This is a genomic window from Micromonospora cynarisoli, assembly GCF_030518815.1.
Taxonomy (GTDB): Bacteria; Actinomycetota; Actinomycetes; order Mycobacteriales; family Micromonosporaceae; genus Micromonospora; species Micromonospora wenchangensis.
Window position 1 is genome coordinate 2,568,391 of record NZ_CP130426.1, and the last position, 23,201, is coordinate 2,591,591.

21 protein-coding genes are annotated in these 23,201 nt (G+C 73.3%); 10 read left to right on the forward strand and 11 right to left on the reverse strand.

The window, feature by feature from the left end; genetic code table 11:
• Nucleotides 1–46 precede the first annotated feature (46 nt).
• Complete coding sequence (uvrA, locus tag Q2K16_RS10475; RefSeq protein ID WP_302745050.1) at nucleotides 47–2,992, reverse strand: excinuclease ABC subunit UvrA; 2,946 nt, start codon at nucleotides 2,990–2,992, stop codon at nucleotides 47–49.
• 221 nt (nucleotides 2,993–3,213) lie between these two features.
• Entirely contained in the window at nucleotides 3,214–4,293 is a 1,080-nt protein-coding gene (gene rsgA / locus Q2K16_RS10480; RefSeq protein WP_302745052.1) for a ribosome small subunit-dependent GTPase A, read from the reverse strand.
• 177 nt (nucleotides 4,294–4,470) lie between these two features.
• Here rsgA and Q2K16_RS10485 point away from each other — a divergent pair, with 177 nt between their 5' ends.
• Both Q2K16_RS10485 and Q2K16_RS10490 read left to right on the forward strand, forming a co-directional pair.
• On the forward strand, nucleotides 4,471–5,190 hold the full coding sequence (locus tag Q2K16_RS10485; RefSeq protein WP_302745053.1) for a maleylpyruvate isomerase family mycothiol-dependent enzyme: 720 nt from the start codon (nucleotides 4,471–4,473) through the stop codon (nucleotides 5,188–5,190).
• A 7-nt stretch (nucleotides 5,191–5,197) separates the two neighbouring features.
• Nucleotides 5,198–5,851: an MBL fold metallo-hydrolase gene (locus tag Q2K16_RS10490; RefSeq protein ID WP_302745054.1), complete on the forward strand. Its 654-nt coding sequence runs from the start codon at nucleotides 5,198–5,200 to the stop codon at nucleotides 5,849–5,851.
• A 36-nt stretch (nucleotides 5,852–5,887) separates the two neighbouring features.
• Here Q2K16_RS10490 and Q2K16_RS10495 read toward each other — a convergent pair whose 3' ends face one another.
• Both Q2K16_RS10495 and Q2K16_RS10500 read right to left on the reverse strand, forming a co-directional pair.
• Nucleotides 5,888–6,505 carry a DedA family protein gene (locus Q2K16_RS10495; RefSeq protein WP_302745055.1) on the reverse strand — a complete coding sequence of 206 codons (618 nt, stop codon included), beginning with the start codon at nucleotides 6,503–6,505 and terminating at the stop codon, nucleotides 5,888–5,890.
• 127 nt (nucleotides 6,506–6,632) lie between these two features.
• Nucleotides 6,633–7,316, reverse strand: coding sequence for a class I SAM-dependent methyltransferase (locus tag Q2K16_RS10500; RefSeq protein ID WP_302745056.1), 684 nt, complete (start codon nucleotides 7,314–7,316; stop codon nucleotides 6,633–6,635).
• A gap of 181 nt (nucleotides 7,317–7,497) precedes the next feature.
• Between Q2K16_RS10500 and Q2K16_RS10505 the strand changes: the two genes are divergently transcribed.
• Nucleotides 7,498–7,701: a cold-shock protein gene (locus Q2K16_RS10505; RefSeq protein ID WP_067314937.1), complete on the forward strand. Its 204-nt coding sequence runs from the start codon at nucleotides 7,498–7,500 to the stop codon at nucleotides 7,699–7,701.
• Nucleotides 7,702–7,876: 175 nt separating this feature from the next.
• Here the strand turns inward: Q2K16_RS10505 and Q2K16_RS10510 are convergent, their stop codons facing one another.
• Complete coding sequence (locus tag Q2K16_RS10510) at nucleotides 7,877–8,065, reverse strand: DUF397 domain-containing protein (RefSeq protein ID WP_302745057.1); 189 nt, start codon at nucleotides 8,063–8,065, stop codon at nucleotides 7,877–7,879.
• Complete coding sequence (locus tag Q2K16_RS10515; RefSeq protein ID WP_302745058.1) at nucleotides 8,056–8,856, reverse strand: helix-turn-helix domain-containing protein; 801 nt, start codon at nucleotides 8,854–8,856, stop codon at nucleotides 8,056–8,058. Before Q2K16_RS10515 ends, Q2K16_RS10510 begins: the two co-directional genes overlap by 10 nt.
• A 252-nt stretch (nucleotides 8,857–9,108) precedes the next feature.
• On the opposite strand from Q2K16_RS10515, the gene Q2K16_RS10520 reads away from it, so the two are divergent.
• A complete protein-coding gene (locus tag Q2K16_RS10520) occupies nucleotides 9,109–9,405 on the forward strand; it encodes a flavin reductase (RefSeq protein WP_245854716.1) in 297 nt (98 codons plus the stop codon).
• 81 nt (nucleotides 9,406–9,486) lie between these two features.
• On the opposite strand, the gene Q2K16_RS10525 is transcribed toward Q2K16_RS10520, so the two are convergent.
• The 3 genes from Q2K16_RS10525 to Q2K16_RS10535 all read right to left on the reverse strand — a co-directional run bounded on the left by Q2K16_RS10525 (nucleotide 9,487) and on the right by Q2K16_RS10535 (nucleotide 12,720).
• Nucleotides 9,487–10,344 (reverse strand): hypothetical protein, encoded by an 858-nt coding sequence (locus Q2K16_RS10525; protein ID WP_302745061.1) that lies wholly within the window; start codon nucleotides 10,342–10,344, stop codon nucleotides 9,487–9,489.
• Nucleotides 10,345–10,537: 193 nt separating this feature from the next.
• On the reverse strand, nucleotides 10,538–12,199 hold the full coding sequence (locus Q2K16_RS10530; RefSeq protein WP_302745063.1) for a CocE/NonD family hydrolase: 1,662 nt from the start codon (nucleotides 12,197–12,199) through the stop codon (nucleotides 10,538–10,540).
• 5 nt (nucleotides 12,200–12,204) lie between these two features.
• Nucleotides 12,205–12,720 (reverse strand): MarR family winged helix-turn-helix transcriptional regulator, encoded by a 516-nt coding sequence (locus tag Q2K16_RS10535; RefSeq protein ID WP_302746430.1) that lies wholly within the window; start codon nucleotides 12,718–12,720, stop codon nucleotides 12,205–12,207.
• 148 nt (nucleotides 12,721–12,868) lie between these two features.
• Here Q2K16_RS10535 and Q2K16_RS10540 point away from each other — a divergent pair, with 148 nt between their 5' ends.
• The 3 genes from Q2K16_RS10540 to Q2K16_RS10550 all read left to right on the forward strand — a co-directional run bounded on the left by Q2K16_RS10540 (nucleotide 12,869) and on the right by Q2K16_RS10550 (nucleotide 18,337).
• Nucleotides 12,869–14,998: an MMPL family transporter gene (locus tag Q2K16_RS10540; protein WP_302745064.1), complete on the forward strand. Its 2,130-nt coding sequence runs from the start codon at nucleotides 12,869–12,871 to the stop codon at nucleotides 14,996–14,998.
• A 397-nt stretch (nucleotides 14,999–15,395) separates the two neighbouring features.
• Nucleotides 15,396–17,264, forward strand: coding sequence for a translational GTPase TypA (gene typA / locus Q2K16_RS10545; RefSeq protein WP_302745066.1), 1,869 nt, complete (start codon nucleotides 15,396–15,398; stop codon nucleotides 17,262–17,264).
• Nucleotides 17,265–17,485: 221 nt separating this feature from the next.
• Nucleotides 17,486–18,337 (forward strand): serine hydrolase, encoded by an 852-nt coding sequence (locus Q2K16_RS10550; RefSeq protein WP_302745068.1) that lies wholly within the window; start codon nucleotides 17,486–17,488, stop codon nucleotides 18,335–18,337.
• Nucleotides 18,338–18,346: 9 nt separating this feature from the next.
• On the opposite strand, the gene Q2K16_RS10555 is transcribed toward Q2K16_RS10550, so the two are convergent.
• Nucleotides 18,347–19,144 carry a tyrosine-protein phosphatase gene (locus Q2K16_RS10555; RefSeq protein WP_302745069.1) on the reverse strand — a complete coding sequence of 266 codons (798 nt, stop codon included), beginning with the start codon at nucleotides 19,142–19,144 and terminating at the stop codon, nucleotides 18,347–18,349.
• Between the two features lie 43 nt (nucleotides 19,145–19,187).
• Here Q2K16_RS10555 and Q2K16_RS10560 point away from each other — a divergent pair, with 43 nt between their 5' ends.
• Both Q2K16_RS10560 and Q2K16_RS10565 read left to right on the forward strand, forming a co-directional pair.
• The gene (locus Q2K16_RS10560; RefSeq protein ID WP_302745071.1) at nucleotides 19,188–20,285 is read left to right on the forward strand and encodes a mandelate racemase/muconate lactonizing enzyme family protein; all 1,098 of its coding nucleotides are present in this window, start codon (nucleotides 19,188–19,190) and stop codon (nucleotides 20,283–20,285) included.
• Nucleotides 20,286–20,345: 60 nt separating this feature from the next.
• Entirely contained in the window at nucleotides 20,346–21,254 is a 909-nt protein-coding gene (locus Q2K16_RS10565) for a C40 family peptidase (RefSeq protein WP_302745073.1), read from the forward strand.
• 52 nt (nucleotides 21,255–21,306) lie between these two features.
• Here Q2K16_RS10565 and Q2K16_RS10570 read toward each other — a convergent pair whose 3' ends face one another.
• The gene (locus tag Q2K16_RS10570) at nucleotides 21,307–22,305 is read right to left on the reverse strand and encodes a TerC family protein (RefSeq protein WP_302745075.1); all 999 of its coding nucleotides are present in this window, start codon (nucleotides 22,303–22,305) and stop codon (nucleotides 21,307–21,309) included.
• 527 nt (nucleotides 22,306–22,832) lie between these two features.
• Here Q2K16_RS10570 and Q2K16_RS10575 point away from each other — a divergent pair.
• Nucleotides 22,833–23,126: an antibiotic biosynthesis monooxygenase family protein gene (locus tag Q2K16_RS10575; protein ID WP_302746431.1), complete on the forward strand. Its 294-nt coding sequence runs from the start codon at nucleotides 22,833–22,835 to the stop codon at nucleotides 23,124–23,126.
• The last annotated feature ends 75 nt before the right edge of the window (nucleotides 23,127–23,201 follow it).

Consider the following 23,201-nt stretch of genomic DNA (forward strand, 5'->3'; position numbering starts at 1 on the left):
ACCCGGGCGGGCCCGGCGACGCCCGGCGTGGGCCGGCCCCGCCGGGTCAGCGGGCCCCGGCCGGCACCTTGCGGGTACGCGCCTTCGGCGTCGAGCCGTTGGCCCGGGCCGCCCGGGTCACCGCCGCCTTCGCGCCCCGGGCCTGCCCGTCGAGCTTGAGCACCGAACGCAGGAACTGGCCGGTGTGGCTCTCGGCGACCTCGGCGACCTCTTCCGGGGTGCCGGTGGCGAGCACGGTGCCGCCCCGGTGCCCGCCCTCGGGGCCCATGTCGATCAGCCAGTCGGCCGTCTTGATCACGTCGAGGTTGTGCTCGATGGTGATCACCGTGTTGCCCTTGTCGACCAACCCCTCCAGCACCATCAGCAGCTTGCGGATGTCCTCGAAGTGCAGGCCGGTGGTGGGCTCGTCGAGCACGTAGACCGTGCGGCCGGTGGAGCGCTTCTGCAACTCGGAGGCCAGCTTGACCCGCTGCGCCTCACCGCCGGACAGCGTCGGCGCGGGCTGGCCCAGCCGGACGTAGCCCAGGCCCACGTCGTTCAGCGTACGCAGGTGCCGGTGGATGGCCGGGATGGCGGAGAAGAACTCGGCCGCCTCCTCGATCGGCATCTCCAGCACGTCGGAGACGGTCTTGCCCTTGTAGTGCACCTCCAGGGTCTCCCGGTTGTACCGGGCGCCCTTGCACACCTCGCACGGGACGTAGACGTCCGGCAGGAAGTTCATCTCGATCTTGATGGTGCCGTCGCCGGAGCACGCCTCGCAGCGGCCGCCCTTGACGTTGAACGAGAACCGGCCCGGGCCGTACCCCCGGACCTTGGCCTCGGTGGTCTCGGCGAACAGCTTGCGGACGTGGTCCCAGACCCCGGTGTAGGTGGCCGGGTTGGAGCGCGGGGTACGGCCGATCGGCGACTGGTCGACGCCGACCACCTTGTCGACGTGCTCCAGCCCGGAGACCCGGGTGTGCCGACCGGGCACCAGCCGCGCGCCGTTGATCTGGTTGGCCAGCACCGCGTACAGGATGTCGTTGACAAGCGTCGACTTGCCCGAGCCGGAGACCCCGGTGACCGCGATGAGCTGGCCCAGCGGGAACGGCACGGTGAGGTTGCGCAGGTTGTGCTCGCGCGCCCCGTGCACCACCAGTTCCCGCCCCGGCGTCTGCGGCCGACGCTGCTGCGGCGTCGGGATCTCCCGCCGGCCCGACAGGTACGCCCCGGTCACCGACTCGGGATTGTCCAGCAGCGCCGGCACCGAACCGCTGTGCACGATCCGGCCGCCGTGCTCGCCCGCGCCGGGGCCGATGTCGACGATCCAGTCGGCCACCCGGATGGTGTCCTCGTCGTGCTCGACGACGATCAGTGTGTTGCCCAGGCCGCGCAGCCGCAACAGGGTCTCGATCAGCCGGTGGTTGTCCCGCTGGTGCAGGCCGATCGACGGCTCGTCGAGCACGTAGAGCACGCCGACCAGGCCGGAGCCGATCTGGGTGGCCAGCCGGATGCGCTGCGCCTCGCCACCGGACAGGGTGCCTGCCGGCCGGTCCAGGGAGAGGTAGTCCAGGCCGACGTCGAGCAGGAACCGCAGCCGGGCGTTGATCTCCTTGAGCACCCGCTCGGCGATCATCTTCTGCCTGTCGGTCAGCGCGATGCCGGCCAGCAGCTCGGCCGCCTCGCCCACCGACAGGTTGCACACCTCGGCGATGCTCTTGCCGGCGATGGTGACCGCCAGCACCTCGGGCTTGAGCCGGGTGCCGCCGCAGGCCGCGCAGGGCACGTCGCGCATGTAGCCCTCGTACTTGTCGCGCGACCACTCGCTCTCGGTGTCGGTGTGCCGGCGCTCGATCCACTGCACCACGCCCTCGAAGCCGGTGTAGTAGGAACGCTCACGGCCGTACTTGTTGCGGTAGCGCACGTGCACCTGGTCGTCGGAGCCGTGCAGAATGATCTTCTGGGCCCGGGCCGGCAGCGCCCGCCACGGGGTGTCGACGTCGAAGTGCTGGCTCTCGCCCAGCGCCTCCAGCAGGCGCAGGAAGTATTCCAGGTTGTGCCCGGTGGCCCAGGGTTGCAGCGCGCCCTCACGCAGGGTGCGCTCCGGGTCGGGGACGACCAACTCCGGGTCGACCTCCTTCTTGGTGCCCAGGCCGGTGCACTCCGGGCAGGCTCCGTAGGGCGCGTTGAACGAGAACACCCGGGGTTCCAGGTCCTCGATCGCCAACGGGTGGTCGTTGGGGCAGGCCAGGTGCTCGGAGTAGCGGCGCTCCCGGGCCGGGTCGTTCTCCGGCAGGTCGACGAAGTCGAGCAGCACCAGGCCGTCGGAGAGGCCGAGCGCGGCCTCGACCGAGTCGGTCAGCCGCTGCTTGGCGGTGGGCTTGACGCTGAGCCGGTCGATCACCACCTCGATGGTGTGCTTCTCCTGCTTCTTGAGCTTCGGCGGCTCGGTCAGCGGGTGCACCACCCCGTCGACCCGGGCGCGGGCGTAGCCCTTGGCCTGGAGTTCGGCGAAGAGGTCGACGTACTCGCCCTTGCGGCCCCGGACCACCGGGGCGAGCACCATGAACCGGGTGCCCTCGGCCATCGCGAGGACCCGGTCGACGATCTGCTGCGGGCTCTGCCGGGAGATCCGCTCGCCACAGACCGGGCAGTGCGGCTCGCCGATGCGGGCGAAGAGCAGCCGCAGGTAGTCGTAGACCTCGGTGATGGTGCCGACGGTGGAACGCGGGTTGCGCGAGGTGGACTTCTGGTCGATGGAGACGGCGGGGCTCAGGCCCTCGATGAAGTCGACGTCGGGTTTGTCCATCTGGCCGAGGAACTGCCGCGCGTACGACGACAGTGACTCGACGTAGCGGCGCTGCCCCTCGGCGAAGATGGTGTCGAAGGCCAGGCTCGACTTGCCGGAGCCGGACAGCCCGGTGAAGACGATGAGGGCGTCCCGGGGCAGGTCGAGACTGACGTCACGCAGGTTGTGCTCGCGCGCGCCACGGATGATCAGACGGTCGGCCACGGTGCGGGTGCTCCCGGAAGAAGAATATGAGGCGGATCTGTCCGCTCCGAGTGGGATCTGAGCGGTTTTACGGGCGCAGAAGGAACGCCTGCGCAACTCTAGCCCCGGGGTACGACAACTTCCCGCACGCCAACATTCCCCCAGCTCACACCGGTCGGCCGACCCGCCGTACGCGCCCCGCGTCCCGGTCCGACCGGCCGTGGCCGGCCGGACCGGGACGGTCAGAACCCGCCGGGCAGGGGCGGCGTCGTCGGCCGGGCCGGCCGCCGGCGGCCACCCCGCCAGCCGCCCCGCCGCTCGGCCGCCAGCCGGCTCTGCCGGCGACCGCTCTCGTACGCCAGCTCCCGCTGGAGCCGACGCCAGCTCTCGAAGCGCCGGCCCGGCAGTTCCCCGGTCTCCACCGCCTCGCGCACCGCACACGCCGGCTCGGCAGTGTGCCCGCAGTCGGCGTACCGGCAGCCGGTGGCCAGCTCGGCGATGTCGGTGAACGCCCGGTCCAGCCCGGCGTGCCCGTCGAGCAGGCCGACCGCCCGGACCCCGGGGGTGTCCAGCACCGCACCGCCGCCGGGCACCGGGACCAGCGCCCGCCAGGTGGTGGTGTGCCGGCCCTTGCCGTCGACCCGCCGGATCGCCTGGGTCGGCATGACCTCCGCCCCGACCAGGGCGTTGACCAGGCTCGACTTGCCCGCCCCGGACGGGCCGAGCAGGGCCAGCGTGCGCCCCGCCGCGACCAGCGGACGCAACGGTGCCAGGCCGGTGCCCCGCTCGGCGCTGACCGGCAGCACCGGCACCCCGGGGGCGACCGCGGCGAGCTGCCGGGCCACCGCCTGCGGGTCGGCGGCCAGGTCGGCCTTGGTGAGCACCACCAGCGGGGTGGCCCCCGACTCGTGGGCCAGGGCGAGCAGCCGTTCGATCCGGGCCGCGTCCGGTTCCGGGTGCACCGGCTCGATCACCGCGGCGGTGTCGAGGTTGGCGGCGAGCACCTGGCCGCTGGCGTCCTTGCCTACGGTACGGCGGACCAGCGCGGTCCGCCGGGGCAGCACCGCGTCGACTGTCACCGGGCCGTCCGGCCAGCGGGCCAGCAGCACCCAGTCGCCGGCGCACGGCAGAGCGGTCAGGTCACGGGCGGCAGCGGCCAGCACCGCCGGGCCCAGGCTGGCCCGGACCGGTCCGTCCGCGCCGAGCACGGTGCACACCCCCCGGTCGACCCGGGCCACCCGCCCGGGCCGACGGTCCGGACGCCGCCGCGCGTACGCCGCCCGTTCGGCGTCGAGACCGAGGGCGGTCAGATCGATGGTCATGTCATCCTCACCGGGGTCGGAACTGGTCGTGGCGCAACACGCGTACTGCGACCGGCATGATCACCACCCCCGTCCGTCGTCCCGGTACCGTGTCAGGCCGACGGTAGGCCGCCGACCGACGCGCCGAAAGCGAATTCCCCGGCGGCGCAACGCCCCCCGGACCGTTAGGGTCGTGGCGTGACGACGGATCCACTGCTGTTGACAGGCGAGGTGGCCGATTCGGCCGCCCGCCTACTGGACACCGCGGCCGGGCTCGACGCGGCGGCCGTCGCCGCCCCCAGCCTGCTGCCCGGCTGGTCCCGGGGCCACGTGCTGACCCACCTGGCCCGCAACGCCGACGGGCTCGTCAACCTGCTCACCTCCGCCCGCACCGGCGAGGACATCCCGATGTACGCCAGCGCCGCCGCCCGCGACGCCGACATCGCCGCCGGCGCCGGCCGCCCGCCCGCCGAGCTGCTGGCCGACCTGCGCCGCGGCACCGACCGGTTCGCCGAGGCGGTGGCCGCGATGCCGGCGTCGGCGTGGAGCGCCACCGTGCAGACCCGACGCGGCCCGTGGCAGGCCGCCCTGGTCGTCTGGGCCCGGTGGCGCGAGGTGGAGGTGCACCACGTCGACCTGGCCACCGGCTATCGGCCGGCCGACTGGCCGACGGCGTTCGCCCCGCACCTGCTGCACGAGGTGGCCGGTGGGCTCACCGGACGGCCCGACGCGCCCGCGCTGGTGCTGCGGCCCACCGACGGCAACCGGCCGGAGCTGGTGCTGGGTGACGCGCAGGACGCCCCGCAGGTCACCGGCACCTCCGCCGCGCTGGCCGCCTGGTTGATCGGCCGCAGCAGCGGCGACGGGCTGACCGTCACCCCGGACGGTGCCCTGCCGACCCCACCGGAATGGATATAGACCACGCATGAGCTACACCGGAGACGTCACCCCCGGCGGCCCACCCGCCGTGCGGGAACTGGACCGGCTCACCGTCACCAAGGTGTCGGTCGGCCCGATGGACAACAACGCCTACCTGCTGCGCTGCCGCGACACCGGCGCGCAGGTGCTCCTCGACGCCGCGAACGAGGCGCCCCGGCTGCTCGACCTGATCGGCGACGCCGGGCTGACCTCGGTGGTCACCACCCACCGGCACATGGACCACTGGGTCGCCCTGGAGGAGGTCGTGGCCACGACCGGCGCGTCCGCCCTGGTGCACGCCGACGACGCCGAGGGGCTGCCGATCGCGGCACAGACCCTGACCGACGGCGACACCGTCGCGGTCGGCGACCAGACGCTGGAGGTGATCCACGTCAAGGGGCACACCCCGGGGTCGATCGCGCTGCTCTACCGCGACCCGGCCGGCACCCCGCACCTGTTCACAGGCGATTCGCTGTTCCCCGGCGGGGTGGGCAACACCGACCGGGACCCGGAGCGGTTCGGCCAGCTCATCGACGACGTCGAGCACAAGCTGTTCGACCGGCTGCCCGACGAGACCTGGTTCTACCCGGGGCACGGCGCCGACAGCACCCTCGGCGCGGAACGGGCGTCGCTGCCCCAGTGGCGGGCGCGCGGCTGGTGAGCCGGTGACGCGCCGTCGGTGACCGTCAGGCGTCGGTCAGCCCGGCTGGCCGACGCCTGTCACCGCGCGCAGCCGACGCCGGGTGCCGAGCAGCACCAGGCCGGCCAGCACCAGCCCGACGGCCATGGTGACCAGCAGCGGATTGCCGGGCAGCAGCCCGGCCAGGGCCCGCGACGCCGTGCCCAGGGCCAGGTAGAGGCCGGCCCACGCCGCCGCGCCGAGCGCGGCGCAGACGACGAACCGGCGGTACGACATCCGCAGGCTGCCGGCCGCCAGCGGCAGCAGCGTGTTGAACACCGGCAGGAAGGGCGCGACGAGCACCATCCGCCCACCGCCGGAGCGCAGCAGTTGCTCGGCGGCCGACCAGCGGCCCTCGCCGATCCAGTCGCCGACCCGGCTGTGCCGCAGCCGCTCGCCGAAGATCCGCCCGGCGAGGAAGCTCAGGGACCAGCCGGTGAGGCAGCCGGCGACCACGGCGACGACGGTGGCCACGCCGGCGACCGGCCGACCCACCCCCACCGCCGCGAGGATCGCCACGTCGCCGGGGACGAGCACCCCGAGCAGGGGTACGGCGTCGGCGAGCATCACCAGCCCGAGCGCCGCCATCAACAGTGCGGTCGGCAGGTCTGCGAGCTGGGCCAGTTCGTCGGGCACGGGATGACGCTACGACCCTCGGGCGTCCCGGCGCATCGGGTCGCGACCCTGATCACTCCCCGAGTTTTCCGGTGGGCCCCCCGGGAGTGGCGCGCCGGCGCGGCCCGGGGCTTTCCGGCGGAGTGGTTCACCGGGGTCGGAGCACCTGGACCCGGCGGACCGGGGAGTCGACGGAGGGCTCGGTGGTCGGCACCGGATAGCTGGCCACCACCTCCAGCACGTCCGGCGGCAGGTGTCCCCGGTCCGGATCGCCGACCAGCACCTGCGCCCCGCCGTCGGCGGCCCGCCGCAGGTACGGCAGCACCCGTACGGCCAGGTCCCGGTCGTAGAGGACGTCCCCGGCGAGCAGCAGGTCGGCCTGGGTGCCGTCGTCGTCGAGCAGGTCCTGGTGGCTGGCCTGCACGTGGACCCGGTTGGCCCGCGCGTTGACGGTCACCGCCGCCACCGCGTAGGGATCGACGTCGTTGGCGACGACCTGGCTGGCACCGGCCAGGGCGGCGGCGATGGCGACGAGTCCGGAGCCGGCGGCCAGGTCGAGCACCCGGCGGCCGGCGGCGAGGTCGGGATGGTCGAGCAGGTGGCGGGCGAGGGCCTGCCCACCGGCCCAGGCCGACGCCCAGAACGGCGGGGGCAGGGTGTGCCCGGCGCTGGCCTCCATCCGGGCCCACCAGACGATCGCGTCCTCGGCGAGGTGCAGCCGCACCTCGGGCACGAAGGGGGTGGGTACCAGCCGCAGCCGGTCCAGCCCGCCGCCCGGCGCGTCGATCTCGCGTTCCAGCTCGGTCAACGCGTCGACGCACGGTCGGTTCACCGGTCGAGTGTGCCGCAGCGGGCCTCCCGCCGGGGCGGCATTCCGGCGACCTGCGAGTTTCCGTCCGCATCCTGCGGCTTTTCAGCCGGCAAAAACCGCCTCGGCCGGCTACTGTCGGGGCAGTACAGGGCGATCGTCCGCCGAAGCGGCGGGATCACCCGTTGTAAACAGGGAGAGATGCATGGCAACCGGCACGGTCAAGTGGTTCAACTCGGAAAAGGGCTTCGGCTTCATCGAGCAGGACGGCGGGGGCCCCGACGTCTTCGTTCACTACTCGGCGATCGCCACCAGCGGCTACCGGGAACTGCAGGAGGCCCAGAAGGTCGAGTTCGATGTGACCCAGGGGCAGAAGGGTCCGCAGGCGGAGAACGTCCGCCCGCTGTAAGTCTCCGTGCCGGTGGCGGCGGCCCGGGGCCGCCGCCACCGAGCGCTTCCGGCAGCCGTCGACTCCGCTGCCGGATCCACTGAAACCCGGCCGGGTGTTCCCGGACCGGGTTACCTCCCGTCGGCCGACCGTGCTGCGGTTGGTGCCGCGTCGCCGGTGGGCGCGTGGCCCCCGGTCAGGGCCGCTTGGCGTAGCGCAGGAACGACCGCCAGGCGGTCGGCGCGAAGGTGAGCACCGGGCCGGACCGGTCCTTGCTGTCGCGGACGCCGACGACGCCTGGCAGGTTGGCGGCCACCTCCACGCAGTCACCGGAGTTGCCGCTGCTGCGGGTGCTCTTGTGCCAGATCGCGCCGGTCAGGTCCATGAGTCTGCCGCCTCCGAGATCAGCTTGACGGTGGCCCCGTGGGACAGCGCCTCCGCGCGCACCGACTCCCAGCATCGTCGCAGCGATTGTACGTCCGCCGTCCGTTCGACGAGTGTTCCCTGTAGCTGGTTGTCGAGGTAGGCGACGTCCTCGCCCTCCGGCGGCGTGGCGATCACGAAGGCGCCGTTGAGCCCGGGGTAGGCGCCGGTGTCCCTCGGCACCAGGTGCAGGTGCACCCGCGGCCGGCCGCCGATCTCCCGCAGGTGCAGCAACTGCTCCCGCATCACCTTCGGCCCGCCGACCGGGCGTTCCAGCACGGTGTGGTCGAGCACCGCCACGAACAGCGGCGGGGACGCCCGGTGCAGGATCTCCTGCCGGGCCAGTCGCGCCGCGACCTGCTGCTCCATCTCGTCACCGATGAGTTGGCTCGCCCCCTCGTGCAGCGCGCGGGCGTAGTCCTCGGTCTGGAACAGGCCGGGCACCACCAACGGCTGGAACGAGCACAGCGCGGTCGCCTGCTGCTCGATGGTGACCCACTCACGGAACCAGGGCATCAGGCTCTCGCGCACCTGGGCGTCCCTGATCCGGGCCAACAGGCCGTCGCTTGCCAGCACGGTGTCGCAGCGCTCGGCGAACTCCTTGCGCGGCGGCCGACGGCACTGTTCGACGGCGGCGACCAGCGAGGCCGAGTAGTTGACCAACTCGCCCAGCCCCTCCTGGGACAACCCCGCGCGCGTCCGCAGTCGACGCAACTCCCCGGCGAACAGCTCCAGCATGGGCAGCGGCTCCATCTGCACAACTCCTGTACGTGAAGGACGACGGTGCTGCACGCCCGCTGCGGTGCAGCGTGAATGCCTTCCGACGGTAACGGCACCCTCACCAGACTGTCACCTGTGGCGGACCTGCCCGACGCCGGAGGGGCTCGGGCCGACTCCGCCGGGCCGCCCCCTCTCCCTGGGGGCGGCCCCTCCAGTCCCGAGGAGGTAGCCCGTGCCCGCCAGGACCAGGTGGTACCGAACCCGCCGGCCGAGCGGGGGTCACCGGTGACCGGTGTGGACGACGACACCCCACGGCGTCGCGCGATCCCGATGACGGCCCGTCGGGTGGTCCCGCACGTCGCCATGCGTCCCCTCTGGCGCTGCCGCAACTGCGGCGCGGAGTGGCCCTGCCAGCCGGCCCGGCTGGGGCTGCTGGTCGAGTACCGGGACGACCGGACCGCCCTGCTCGTCTATCTCGCCGCCCTGATGACCGAGGCCGATCACCAGCTCGGCCAGCTCCACCCCGGGCGACGCCCGGAGCTGACCGACCGCTTCCTCACCTGGGCCAGGGCCCGGGGCTGACCGACCCGGGCTGACCGCCGGCAGCCGTGGGCGCCCCTTCCGCAGGAGGCGGAGCGGAAGGGGCGCCCACGGGGTCCACCGTCAGGCCACCAGGCGCTTGGCCAACTCGTCGGCGACCTGCTTGGCGATGGTGGGTGGGATGGCGGCGGCGATCTTCTCCGGGGTGAGCCCGGCCAGGACCCCGGCGACGATCGCCTGCTCGTCGGTGAAGTCCTTGTTGGCCAGGGCGGTCAGCGCGGTCTGCAACGAGGTCAGTTGCGCGCCGAGCGACTTAAGGGTCGGGTGCGTGACAACGAAGTCGGGGTTGGTGTGGTCCTCCCCCATCGCCAGCCGGGTGTAGATCTGACCTACCGGGTTGCGGCCGTCGAGGACTGTCAGGTTCTTGTGGACGGTTTCCAGCCAGGCGTGCTCTTCGGGTGTCATGTCCGTGTCCTTCAGTAGTCCGATGCCTGTCAGGTAGCGCCGGAACAGCGGGGTCTGGTCCCGTCCGGCCTTGGTCGAGTCGCGGAAGAAACTGAGGTGGGTGTGCCACAGGTGCGAATCGTCGCCGGAAGTGCGCCGGCCGAGTCGGTCCCAGCGCCGGACGACCTTGCCGTCGGGCGAGTAGATGATCTCCCGTAGGTCGCGGCTGTCCGGCGTGTTCGCCCGGCACTGGGCGACGCACCAGGTGGAGAACGTCTGGAGGTTGTGGGTGGTACCCCCGACGCGGACGCTGAACGTGCCCACGTCCAGCCCGGAGGCGTAGAGGGTGAGGCCGCCTGAGTCCCGGGGCGACTCCACGACGGAGTAGTCGTTGGTGACCACCCGGTCGGAGCCGCAGTGGTAGCCGCCCCGGTGGGCCGGATCACCGACGATCCCGACCGCAGCGGGATCGAGCCCCTTGATGGTGTCGAGTAGGAGCCGGCGGACCGCCAGCAGATTGGCCGGAGCCGTCGTCATGACGCCCCCTCTCCGCGGCCGGCCCAACGGGTGCCGGCTGCTTCGGCATCAACCCAGGGTCGGGAACCGCCGTGACTCCACGTAGGCGACGTCGGTGGGGAGGACGGGGCCCGGCCACTGGTGCACGTCATCGAGCGTTGCGGACGACGATAGTCCCAACTGCCGGGAAAACCCCAGATGAAATGGGTTGTCTTCAGATAGGTAGAAGCTGGGAGCCAGCTGGGACCACCGGCAGCACGAGCCGCGACGGATGCGATGGATCATGCAGGATCTCCCGCACCCCAGCGCGGAGCGTGATCGCCGCGCCGAGCGGTTCCCCGGTGCCGGGATTGCGCGCGTAGCGGGGATGGGCACCTCCGGACACCTGCACCCGTAGCCGGTGCCCGGCGGCGAAGCGGTGCGCCACCGGCCACAGCGGCACCGGCACCCGGGTCACCCCGCCCGGGTCGACCGGGAACCGGCCGGGGGCGACCCGGACCAGGCCGTCGCAGACGTTCCAGGACCGGCCGCGCCGGTCCACGTCACACAACCGCACGAAGACGTCCAGGTACGACAGTTCGCTGCGGACGTGGATCTCGGCGTGCACCGGGCCGACCACCTCGACCGGCTCGGTCAGCACCGCGCCGGTGTAGACCAGCACGTCGGGCCGGGCCTCGACGGGACGGTTGTCGACCGGGCCGGCCCGCTGCGCCACCAGCAGCGGGCCGCCCAGCGACGGGGTGGGGTCGGCCGGGTCGTACCGGATGGTGTCCGGGGCCGACGCGGCCGGCGGCTGCGGGTCGAGCCGGCCCCCGGCGTGCAGGTGCCAGGGGACGCCGGTGGCCGACGGCGGCCACTCGGGCAGGTCCCGCCAGCCACCGCCGTCCCCGCCGACGTGCACCCGCACCGGGGCGCGCGGCGACGGCGACCGGCCGTGCAGGTGGGCGTCGAGCCAGCCCAACCCCTCCCGCAACGCCTCGGCCAGCTGGCCGGGGCTGCCGTGCGTCCACGGGCCGACGGTGAGCCGGGTGGGCACGCCCGCCGCCCGCAGCGCGGCGTGGTCGGCCAGCTGGGCGGGGAGGAAGATGTCCTGCCAGCCGCTGACCATCGTCACCGGGGCGCGCACCTCGGCGATCCGCGCGCCGAAGACCCGGGTCCGCCAGTAGTCGGCGTCCGGGGTGTGGTGGCGCAGCCACTCCTGGAAGAACGGCACGGTCACCCCGGTCGCCACCCGGTCGGCCTCGGCCAGCGGCAGGTGGGCCAGGGCGGCGGCCAGCCGGGGCTGCCCGCGCTTGAGTTCCCACTGCCGGGCCAGCCACGGCACGGTCTGCGCCTGGAGCAGCTCGGCCCAGGTGAGCACCGTGTCCAGGGCGAAGGACTCCCCCGCGTACGTCGAGTCGCGGGTGGCCGAGGCGGTGACCACGGCGACCATCGCGGCCAGTTCCTCCCCCGCGTCGGCGGCCAGTGCCCACTGGACGAAACCCTGGTAGCTGGCCCCGAACATGCCGAACCGGCCGGTGTACCAGGGTTGCCGGCGCAGCCAGTCGACGGTGTCCAGGCCGTCGTCGCGCTCGTGCACCAGCGGTTCGAACAGCCCGTCGGAGCCGTCGGTGCCCCGGCAGGACTGGATCACCAGGTGGAAGCCGCGACCGGCGACGAGCCGGCCGAGCAGCCGCATCGGCCCGCCCCGCCCGTACGGCGTACGGATCAGCACGGTCGGCGCGCCGGGCAGCCGGGGGGCGTAGTGGTCGGTACGCAGCCGTGCCCCGTCGCGGGCCCGGACCACGATGCCCCGGGTGACGTCGACCCGGTGGGTGGCGACGGCCGGCAGGCGCAGCACGGCGGCGGCGAGGCGGGCGAGCGACAGGTCCGGCACGGCGCTCAGTCCACCGGCCGGCGGGACGGTTCGGCGCGGGCGGCCCGCATCGCGTCGCGGTGCTCCCGCATCGAGGCGACCATGGTGGCCAGGAACCGGTGCACGACCGCCAGTTCGTCGTCGGTGAACCGGGCCATCACCTCGTCGGTACGCCGGCCGAGCGGGCCGAAGAAGCTCATCGCCAGGGCGGCCCCCTGGTCGGCGTAGTGCAGGAACACCTTGCGCCGGTCGGCGGTGTCGCGGTCACGGCGGATGTGCCCGGCGCGTTCCAGCCGGTCGACCAGCGCGGTCACCGACCCGGAGGAGAGGTTGAGCTGCTCGCCGAGCCGGCCGGGGGTGATCGGGTCGCCGAGCAGTTCGGCGTCCATGACCGCGATCAGGGCGTGCAGGTCGGTCGGGTTGAGCCCGTGCAGGTTGGCGAACGCGTGCCCGATGTGCTGCGCGTCGACCGAGTAGCGCCGCAGGTCGTTGGTGATGTCGGCCACCATCCGCCCACGCGGGTCGTCCCGCCGCCGATACATCCCGTGCGTTGCCACGCCCGCCGCTGCCCCCTGTCGCTGTGTCCGGTTGCAGCATAGAACAACGGCCGATAATCTCGTCCATCAAGATACTCGAAGGACGGGCTATCTTGCCGTCCGCGTTCCCGCCGACAGACCACGAGGGCCTCCGATGTCTCTGTTCACCCGCGTCGCCCGCAGCCGGCTCGCCGCCTGGCTCACCGTGGCCGCCGCGATCGTCGTCGGCGCGGTCGTCTTCGGGCTCCCCAAGCCCGACAACCCCGCCCCCGTCTCGGCCACCGGCCTGTCCGTGCAGTGGCAGTCGACCCAGGTGGAACGCCTCCAGGACCAGCTGCCCGACAACGACGTCCAACCGGCGATCGTCGTGGTCAGCAGGGACGACGGCAGCCCGCTGACCGACGCCGACCGGGCCGCCGTCACCGACCGCTCCGGCGCGCTGGGCCGGCTCGCCGTCGGCGGCCGGGTCAGCCCTCCCCAGGTCTCCCCCGACGGCACCGTCGCGCTGCTCGCCGTCCCGCTGGACACCGCCGGCGGCCAGCAGGCCGTCGCCGACGAGGTGGCGCAGGTCCGCGACGCCCTCGGCGGCCTGCCCGACGGGCTCACCGTCGCGGTCACCGGCGCACCCGCGTTCACCGCCGACCTGACCAAGGTCTTCGAGGGCGCCGACCTCACCCTGCTCGCCGTCACCGCCGGCGTGGTCGCCCTGCTGCTGCTGGTCACCTACCGCAGCCCGTTCCTGTGGATCGTGCCGCTGATCGTCGTCGCCGCCACCGAACAGCTCACCCTGCGGGCCGTCGACACCATCGTCCCGGCCGTCGGCATCAACCTCCAGGAGGGCGCGGTCACCGGCATCGCCAGCGTGCTGGTCTTCGGCGCCGCCACCGACTACGCCCTGCTGCTCATCGCCCGCTACCGGGAGGAGTTGCGCCGCACCGAGGACCGGTTCGCCGCCATGCGCGCCGCCGTACGCCGGACCGCCGAACCGATCCTCGCCAGCGGCGGCACCGTCGTGCTCGGCGTGCTCACCCTGCTGCTGTCCGAACAGGAGACCAACCGGGCGCTCGCCGTGGCCTGCGCCACCGGCGTCGTGTTCGCCATGCTCTCCGCGCTGTTCGTGCTGCCCGCCGTGCTGGTCATCTTCGGCCGGGGACTGTTCTGGCCGTTCGTGCCGACGGTCGGCGGCCCGGCCCGGGAGGGCCGGCTGTGGGGCCGGCTCGGTGCCGCCGTGGTCCGCCGGCCGCTGCCGGTCGCCGTGCTGTCCACCCTGCTGCTCGCCGGCCTCGCCCTCGGCGGGCTCACCCTGCGCACCGGGCTGTCCGAAACCCACCAGTTCCGGGTGGAGCCCGAGGCGGTCGCCGGAGCCGAGACGCTGGCCCGCGCCTTCCCCGCCGGCACCACCCAGCCGGTGGCGGTGCTCACCAACCCGGCCGCCGCCGCCGAGGTCACCCGGACCGCCGCCGCCGTGCCCGGGGTCGCCTCCGCCCGGCCCGGCGTGGCCGGCGCCGCCGTCGCCCAGGTCGACGTGGTGCTCACCGACGAACCGGGCAGCCCGGCCGCCGACCGCGCCGTCGAGGCGCTGCGCGACGCGGTGGCCGCCGTGCCCGGCTCCGCGCCGCCGACCGTCGCCGGTGCCGAACCGGCCGAGGGGGCGCTCGTCGGCGGCACCGTCGCGGCCACCTACGACTCCGACGAGGCCAACACCCGGGACCTGCGGCTGATCCTGCCGATCATCCTGGTGCTCGTCTTCGCCGTGCTGGCGCTGCTGCTGCGCGGCCTGCTCGCCCCGCTGCTGCTGGTGCTCACCGTGATCGCGTCCTTCTTCGCCAGCCTCGGCGCGGCGTGGCTGCTCTTCGACCACGTGCTGGGCTTCCCCGCGCTCGACAGCGGGGTGCTCCTGCTGGCCTTCGTGTTCCTCGTGGCGCTCGGCGTGGACTACAACATCTTCCTGGTCACCCGGGCCCGCGAGGACGCCCGCCGGGCCGGCACCCGCGACGGCATGCTCTCCGCCCTGCGGGTCACCGGCGGGGTGATCACCAGCGCCGGCATCCTGCTCGCCGCGGTCTTCGCCGTCCTCGGCGTACTGCCGCTGGTCCTGCTCACCCAGATCGGCATCATCGTGTGCATCGGCGTGCTGCTCGACACGCTGCTGGTACGCACCGTGCTGGTGCCGGCGCTGGCGTTCCTGCTCGGCGACCGGTTCTGGTGGCCGGGGCGGATCGACCGGGAGGCCGACGACGAGGTGCCGACCGCGCCCGCTGCGGCCGTCGCCGCCCGGGACTGACCCGCCCACCCGCTTCACTCCCGGGCCGGGGGTCCCCACCTGCACCGATGGTGGTCCCCGGCCGGCGGCGCACCCGGATGGGTGTGTCGCCCGTCACGGCCCGTCCGGTCACCGGGAGCAGTGCCCGGACGGGCCGGCACGGGCCCGCGTACGCTAGGAGACCGACCAGCAGGGTCGACTCCCCCGGCACCGACAGACCGAAGATCACTGCGGCCTCGTCCGCGGTGACCGTCGCGACGACCAGGTGCCCGGCCGGCCGGTGGGCCGGTCGGCCCGCCGGTGGGCTCGGCAGACCCGCCGCTGGCACGGCCGGAACAGCAGTTCCGGCACAGATCCGGGCGGTGAAGGGACGACCCCGACACCTGCCCCGGCAACCGCAGACAGGAGTATGGAGGGTATGCAGCTTCGCACCGACCTCCGCAATGTCGCCATCATCGCCCACGTCGACCACGGCAAGACGACCCTGGTCGACGCCATGTTGCGGCAGGCCGGCGCCTACGGGGCCCGTGGTGAGAACACCGAGCGCGTCATGGACTCGATGGATCTCGAACGGGAAAAGGGCATCACCATCCTGGCCAAGAACACCGGCGTGCGCTACCTCCCGGCGGACGGCTCCGACCCGGTCACCATCAACATCATCGACACCCCCGGCCACGCCGACTTCGGCGGCGAGGTCGAGCGGGGCCTGACCATGGTCGACGGGGTGGTGCTGCTGGTCGACGCCAGCGAGGGCCCGCTGCCGCAGACCCGGTTCGTGCTCCGCAAGGCGCTGCGGGCCCGGATGCCGATCATCCTGGTGATCAACAAGGTGGACCGGCCCGACGCCCGGATCAAGGAGGTCGTGGACGACACCTACGAACTCTTCCTCGACCTGGACGCCGACGAGGAGCAGATCGACTTCCCGATCGTCTACGCCTGCGCCCGCGACGGCATCGCCTCGCTGACCCAGCCCGCCGACGGCGCGGTGCCTGCCGACAGCACCAGCCTGGAGCCGCTGTTCCGGACCCTGCTCGACACCATCCCGCCGCCCGCCTACGACGAGGACGCCCCGCTCCAGGCGCACGTCACCAACCTGGACGCCTCGCCGTTCCTCGGCCGGCTGGCGCTGTGCCGGGTGCGCCAGGGCACCATCGCCAAGGGCCAGACCGTGGCCTGGTGCCGCACCGACGGCAGCACCCAGCGGGTCCGCATCTCCGAGCTGCTGATGACCGAGGGCCTGGAGCGCAAGCCGGCCGATTCGGCCGGGCCCGGCGACATCATCGCCGTCGCCGGCATCCCCGAGATCATGATCGGGGAGACCCTGGCCGACGCCGAGAACCCGATCCCGCTGCCGCTGATCACCGTGGACGAGCCGGCCATCTCGATGACCATCGGCACCAACACCTCGCCGCTGGTCGGCCGGGTCAAGGGCGCCAAGGTCACCGCCCGGATGGTCAAGGACCGGCTCGACAAGGAGCTGATCGGCAACGTGTCGCTGCGGGTCCTGCCCACCGAGCGGCCGGACGCCTGGGAGGTGCAGGGCCGTGGCGAGCTGGCCCTGGCCATCCTGGTCGAGCAGATGCGCCGCGAGTCCTACGAGCTGACCGTCGGCAAGCCGCAGGTGGTCACCAAGGAGATCGACGGCAAGACCTGCGAGCCCGTCGAGCGGCTGACCATCGACGCGCCGGAGGAGTACCTCGGCGCGATCACCCAGCTCCTGGCCACCCGCAAGGGCCGGATGGAGCAGCTGGTCAACCACGGCACCGGCTGGATCCGGATGGAGTGGCTGGTGCCGGCGCGGGGCCTGATCGGCTTCCGTACCGAGTTCCTCACCGACACCCGGGGCACCGGCATCCTGCACCACGTGTTCGAGTCCTACGAGCCGTGGTTCGGTGAGCTGCGTACCCGCAACAACGGGTCGCTGGTGGCCGACCGCTCAGGCGTGGTCACCCCGTTCGCGATGATCAACCTCCAGGAGCGCGGCCAGCTCTTCGTCGAGCCCACCACCGAGGTGTACGAGGGCATGATCGTCGGGGAGAACTCCCGCTCCGACGACATGGACGTCAACATCACCAAGGAGAAGAAGCTCACCAACATGCGGGCCTCGACCTCCGACGAGACCGAGAAGCTGATCCCCCCGCGCAAGCTCTCCCTTGAGCAGGCGCTGGAGTTCTGCCGCGAGGACGAGTGCGTCGAGGTGACCCCGGTCGCCGTACGCATCCGCAAGGTGGTGCTGGACCAGACCCAGCGCGGCCGGATGGCCGCCCGCCGCAAGCACGCCGGCTGACCCACCCGCAGCCACACCCCGCCTCACCCGGAGCCCCGGTCCGCCTCACCCGGACCGGGGCTCCGCCCGTCCCCCACCGCCGAGGCGCAACCGGCCCCGCCCCGGGGGCCGCCGGCCCGCCCGGCACCCTCCCCCGAGTGCCACCGGGCCGTCCCGGCGCTCTCTGCGGCGGGAAGCCGCCGGGCCCTCCCGGCGGGCCGGATTCGGCTAGCGTCACGGGCATGACCTGGGATGACCTCGATGCCCGGCTGGACCGGGTGCCCGGCACCGTCTCGGCGTACCTGGGCCGACTCGACGCCCCACCCACCTGGACCCGCACCCCCGAGGCCACCCACTACGCGGCCAGCACCATGAAGGTGGCGGTGCTGCTGGCCCTGCACCGGGCCGCCGAAGCCGGCACCCTCGGCCTGGACACCCCGGTGCCGGTGGTCAACGACTTCACCTCGGCCCGGCCCGACGCACCCCGGTTCACCTGCGCCCGGCCCTACGACAACGACGACGCCGTCTGGCAGCGGCTCGGCGGCCAGGCCACCCCGCGCTGGCTGGCCGACCGGATGATCACCCGGTCCGGCAACCTCGCCACCAACCTGATCATCGAACTCCTCGGCCTGCCCGCCGTCGCCGAGGCGTGGCGGCTCGCCGGGGCCCGGCACAGCGTCACCGGCCGGGGCATCGAGGACGCCGCCGCCCGGGAGGCCGGCATCACCAACCTGGTCACCGCCGCCGACCTGGCGGCTCTGCTCGGCGGGCTGGCCGTCGGCGCGCACCGGCCCGGCCCGCTGGCCTCCCCGGCGGCCTGCGCCGCCATGGTCGACGTGCTGCTGGACCAGCGGCACCGCGACGATCTCGCCGCCGGGTTGCCCGACGGCACCCGGATCGCCCACAAGAACGGCTGGGTACGCGGCATACGGCACAGCGCCGGCGTGGTCCTGCCCGGCGACGCCCCCGCCTACGTGATCGCCGTCTGCACCACCACCGACCCCGCCACCGCACCCGACGACCTCGACGCCTGCCGGCTGCTGGCGGAGGTCTCGGCGACGGCCTGGGCCGCCCGGCACGACCTCACCTGCTGACCGGCACAGTCAGTCCAGCAGATGGGTGCGCAGGGCGGCCCGGATCTGCGGGGTCACCCCCAACCCGTCGGCCAGGTAGGCGTCGAACGACCCGTGCCGCCGGCGCACCTCGTCGAAGCCGGCGTCCAGGTACTCGGGGCGCACCTCAAGCACCGCCCGGGCCGTCTCCGGGTCCAGTTCCGGCCGCCGCCGCAGCATCGCCGCCGACGCCTCCCCGCGCAGCTCCACCGTCAACGCGTTGTGCCGCAGGTAGTCGGCCCGGACCGTCTCCTCGTCGACGCCGAGCGCGGTGAGCAGCACCACCGCCAGCCACCCGGTGCGGTCCTTGCCCGCCGAACAGTGGAACAGCAGCGGCAGGTTGACCGGGTCGGCCGCCAGCCGCACCGCACGGGCGAACCCCTCCCGGGCCGCCGCACCGCTGACGAACCACCGGTAGAGCTCCGCCATCGCCGCCGCCGCACCCCGCCGGGCCGCCTCGTCGTGGCCGGTGAGGTCGTGACCGAGCAGCACCGCCGACAGGTAGCCGAACCCGGAGTGCGCCGGGTCGAGCACCGGCAGCCGCACCAGGTACGGGTCACCCACCAGCCGGTTCGGCGGGGCGAGCGCCGTCTCGGTGGCGTCCCGCAGGTCCACCACGCAGGCCGGGGCGAGCCGGCCCAGCACCGTCAGGTCGGCCTCGGTCAACCGGCCCAGCGCCGGGGTGCGGATCAACCGGCCGGGGCGTACCCGCCGGCCGTCACGGGTGGGCAGTCCACCCAGGTCACGGGCGTTCGGCGCACCCGCCAGCGTCCAGCTTCCCACGGTCATCGGCGCGCTCCTTCGGTGACGACGTGCGTATAGGGTGCCGCACATGACGATCGCCGTGGTACGCACCCACCGGCTGTCCGCGCCGCTGCACACCCCGTTCGTCACCGCGCTGCGGCGCACCACCACGGTGGAGACCCTGGTGGTGGAGGTGACCGACACCGACGGGCGGTCCGGCTACGGCGAGGCCCCGCAGGTGTGGCAGGTCACCGGGGCGTCGGTGGCCGGCGCGGAGTCCTGCGTCCGCGACGTGCTCGCCCCGGCGGTCGTCGGGAGGGACGCCGACGACGTGCTGGCCCGCTGCGCCGAGATCGCGGCGGCGGTGGCCGGCAACGAGGCGGCCCGGGCCGCGCTGGACGTGGCGCTGCACGACCTGGCGGCACGGCGGCTCGGCGTACCCCTGGTGCGGTTGCTCGGTGGGACGGCGCTGCGGGTGCCGACGGACGTCACGCTGGCCGCCGGGGCCGGCGCGGACCTGGCGGCGGCCGCCCGGCAGCGGCGCGACGAGGGCTTCGACGTGCTGAAGCTGAAGGTCGGCACCGACCCGGCGGGCGACCTGGAACGGGTCCGCGCCGTCCGGGCGGCCGTCGGCCCGCAGGTGCGCCTGCGGTTGGACGCCAACCAGGGGTGGACGCCCCGGGAGGCGGTCCGGGTGATCCGGGGCGTCGAGGACGCCGGGCTCGACGTGGAGTTGGTCGAACAGCCGGTGGCCCGGTGGGACCTCGACGGCATGGCCTGGGTCGCCGACCGGGTGGACGTGCCGGTCCTCGCCGACGAGGCGGTGTTCGGGGTACGGGACCTGATCGCGGTGATCAGGCGACGGGCGGCCGACCTGGTCAACGTCAAGCTCGCCAAGTGCGGTGGTCTGCGCCCGGCGCGGACCCTGCTGGAGTTGGCCCGGGAGCACGGCATGGGCACCCTCGTCGGGTCCATGATGGAGACTCAGGTCGGGGTCGGCGCGGCGGCCAGCCTGGCCGCCGCCTACCGGACCAGCGCCGTGTCCGACCTGGACGCCGCCTGGTGGCTGGCCTGGTCCCCGGTGCGCGGAGGGCTGCGCTACGAGGGCGCCACGGTGGTGCTGCCCGACGCGCCGGGACTCGGCATCACCGCGGTGACCGAAACAAAGATTCAGCACCAAGGTTGATGATCGCAGCTTTTCTTCCTATGGTCCGGGTGGGGCACCGAACGTGAGCCGGAGGTCGACGTGGAGTTGGAGCCGGGCCGGGAGGCCCTCGTCCGGGTGGCCGTGGCCACCCTCTGGACCGACCCCGACGCGACCCGCCCGGTCGACCGGCCCGCCCTGGCGGTGCCCTCGGACACCGACGGCTGGATCACCGGGATGGACGCCAGCCAGCGGGTCGGTGACTGTGTGCTCAGTCAACTGCTACTCGGCGAACGGGTGCTGGTGACCGCGCTGCACCCCGACGGCTGGGCCCGGGTGGTCGCGGTGCAGCAGGCCGCACCCCGACGCGACCCGCGCGGCTACCCCGGCTGGCTGCCCGCCGCCCAACTCACCCCGGCCACCCCCGACGGCGGCCCGGCCGGCCCACTCGTCGTCGACGCCGTCAGCACCGGCCTGCGGGCCGCCCCCGCCGGCCCGGTGGCGCTGCCCGGGGTCGTGCTCGGCACCCGGCTGCACCCGGCCGGTCCCGCCGTCGACGGGTGGCTACCGGTCCGGGTACCCGGGCGGCCCGATCCACTGTGGGTCCCCGAGGCGGACGTCACCGGCCTGCCGGCCACCCCGCCGACGGCCGACGACGTGCTCACCGTCGCCACCCGGCTGCGCGACGTCGCGTACGTCTGGGGTGGCCTCTCCGGACACGGGATCGACTGTTCCGGCCTGGTCCACCTGGTGTGGCGACGGCTCGGCGTGACGCTGCCCCGCGACGCCGACGACCAGGCGGCGGCCACCACGCCCGTGCCGGCCGGCGAGGAACGCCCCGGCGACCTGTACTTCTTCGCCCGACCCGGCCGGGGCATCCACCACGTCGGCCTGGTGACCGCCGGCCGGGGGCCACGGATGCTGCACGCCTGCTACCGGCAGCGGCGGGTGCTGACCGAGCCGCTGCCGCCCGACCGGGTCGCCACCCTCGTCGGCGCACACCGGGTATGACCGGCAATGGGCGTCACCGGCAGTGCGGTGACGCCCATCGGTGGCGCTACGGTCAGCGACGTGCCTCGACCAGTTCGCGCCGCCGGTCCCGGGACGACTTGACCAGGCTGGCCACCGTCGCCACGGCGAGACAGCCGAGGATGACCGACAACGACAGCCAGATCGGGATGTGCGGGGCCCAGCCGATCGGCTCGCCGTCGTTGAGGAACGGCAGGTTGTTGTCGGCCAACGCCTCCAGCACCAGCTTGACGCCGATGAAGCCGAGCACCACCGCCAGGCCGTAGCTGAGGTAGACCAGCCGGTCGAGCAGCCCGCCGACCAGGAAGTAGAGCTGCCGCAGGCCCATCAGCGCGAAGACGTTCGCGGTGAAGACCAGGTACGGCTCCTTGGTGATCCCGAAGATCGCCGGGATCGAGTCCAGCGCGAAGATCAGGTCGGTGGTGCCGATCGCGATCATCACCACCAGCATCGGGGTGAACAGCCGCCGGCCGGCCTCGTGGGTGGTGAGCTTCGCGCCGTCGTAGTCCCGCGACAGCGGCAGCGCCTTGCGGCTCCACCGGATCAGGATGTTCTCCTTGAACTCGTCCTCCTCCGGCTCGCCCTGCCGGGCCAGGTTGACGGCCGTGTAGATCAGGAACGCGCCGAAGATGTAGAACACCCAGGAGAACTGGGAGATCAGCGCCGCACCGGCGGCGATGAAACCACCCCGCATGACCAGGGCCAGCACGATGCCGATGAGCAGCACCTTCTGCTGGTACTTCCGGGGCACCCGGAACCGGGCCATGATGATCACGAAGACGAAGAGGTTGTCCACCGAGAGGCTGTACTCGGTGAGCCAACCGGTGTAGAACTGGCCGGCCACGTCGCCGCCGGCGGTGACCCACAGCCCCACGCCGAACAGCAGCGCCAGGCCGACGTAGAAGCTGACCCAGAGGCTCGACTCGCGGACGCTGGGCTCGTGCGGCCGACGGCCGATGATGAAGAGATCGGCGAGGAGCACCGCCGTCAGTGCGACGAGGGTTCCCGCCCACACCATTCCGGACACGTTCAATCCATTCCTCCGGCAGACACGCGGCGTCGGGCACACCGTACGCCGCGTGACGGCGAGGTGGGCGACGACGCACACACTGGTGACTGTCGGAGGTCTCTTCCGCCAGCGACCCGCGGGCGGGGCGCTGACCGGCGGAGCCGGGTCGAGTTGTCGGGGGACGCTCGACCGTGCTGACGACTCCGTCGCGGGGGAATACTCCCCTCCTCGGCCGCCATTGTTCACCATCGAGGGCTACGGGCGCATCTCCTGCGGCGCGCATTGCCGGCAGCATCACGTTCCGACGCCCGCGTGTCGGGCCGCCCGGCACGTCGTCTCCCTGCCGCACGGTTCCGTGCCGCGCCACACCGCCCAGGGCATCCTAGGAGGCTAGGTGTAGCGGGGCGCGGCGGATCGACGGCGGTGGCCGTGGTCGGTGTCCCGCCGCATCACGCCGCTGACCTGCGGAGCGGGTCGCGGCAGGAGGAGCGGAGGTGACGGGGGTCGCCCCGGCCCGCCACGGGCACGCCGCCGCGTGGCAGGCTGTCGGCATGGTGCTTGAGGTCGCGCTCATCGACGTACTGCCCGGACACGAGGACGATTTCGCCGCCGCCTACGCGCAGGCGCACGCCATCATCGTCGCCGCCGAGGGATGCCGCTCGGTCCGGATGACCCGGGGCATCGAGTCCCCCTCCCGGTTCGTGCTGCTGGTCGAGTGGGACTCGGTGCAGGCCCACGAGGACAACTTCCGGGCCACCGAGGCGTTCGGCAGGTGGCGGGCGCTGATCGGCCCGCACTTCGCCGGCCCGCCCCGGGTCGAACACTTCGTCGACGTACCGGCCTGAGCCGGGCCGGGACCGCGACCCGGCGGCGTCCCGAAAAAAACCACCCCGGTCGATCCGATTCTGTCGTACCCCCGG

Coding starts and splice junctions, on each gene's coding strand:
- Q2K16_RS10505 (WP_067314937.1), top strand. CDS start 7,498: ATGGCAACCGGCACGGTCAAGTGGTTCAACTCGGAAAAGGGCTTCGGC.
- Q2K16_RS10575 (WP_302746431.1), top strand. CDS start 22,833: ATGGTGCTTGAGGTCGCGCTCATCGACGTACTGCCCGGACACGAGGAC.
- Q2K16_RS10555 (WP_302745069.1), bottom strand. CDS start 19,144: ATGACCGTGGGAAGCTGGACGCTGGCGGGTGCGCCGAACGCCCGTGAC.
- Q2K16_RS10510 (WP_302745057.1), bottom strand. CDS start 8,065: ATGGACCTGACCGGCGCGATCTGGCACAAGAGCACCCGCAGCAGCGGC.
- rsgA (WP_302745052.1), bottom strand. CDS start 4,293: ATGACCATCGATCTGACCGCCCTCGGTCTCGACGCCGAACGGGCGGCG.
- Q2K16_RS10535 (WP_302746430.1), bottom strand. CDS start 12,720: ATGTATCGGCGGCGGGACGACCCGCGTGGGCGGATGGTGGCCGACATC.
- Q2K16_RS10550 (WP_302745068.1), top strand. CDS start 17,486: ATGACCTGGGATGACCTCGATGCCCGGCTGGACCGGGTGCCCGGCACC.
- Q2K16_RS10490 (WP_302745054.1), top strand. CDS start 5,198: ATGAGCTACACCGGAGACGTCACCCCCGGCGGCCCACCCGCCGTGCGG.
- Q2K16_RS10525 (WP_302745061.1), bottom strand. CDS start 10,344: ATGACGACGGCTCCGGCCAATCTGCTGGCGGTCCGCCGGCTCCTACTC.
- Q2K16_RS10560 (WP_302745071.1), top strand. CDS start 19,188: ATGACGATCGCCGTGGTACGCACCCACCGGCTGTCCGCGCCGCTGCAC.
- Q2K16_RS10515 (WP_302745058.1), bottom strand. CDS start 8,856: ATGGAGCCGCTGCCCATGCTGGAGCTGTTCGCCGGGGAGTTGCGTCGA.
- Q2K16_RS10540 (WP_302745064.1), top strand. CDS start 12,869: ATGTCTCTGTTCACCCGCGTCGCCCGCAGCCGGCTCGCCGCCTGGCTC.
- typA (WP_302745066.1), top strand. CDS start 15,396: ATGCAGCTTCGCACCGACCTCCGCAATGTCGCCATCATCGCCCACGTC.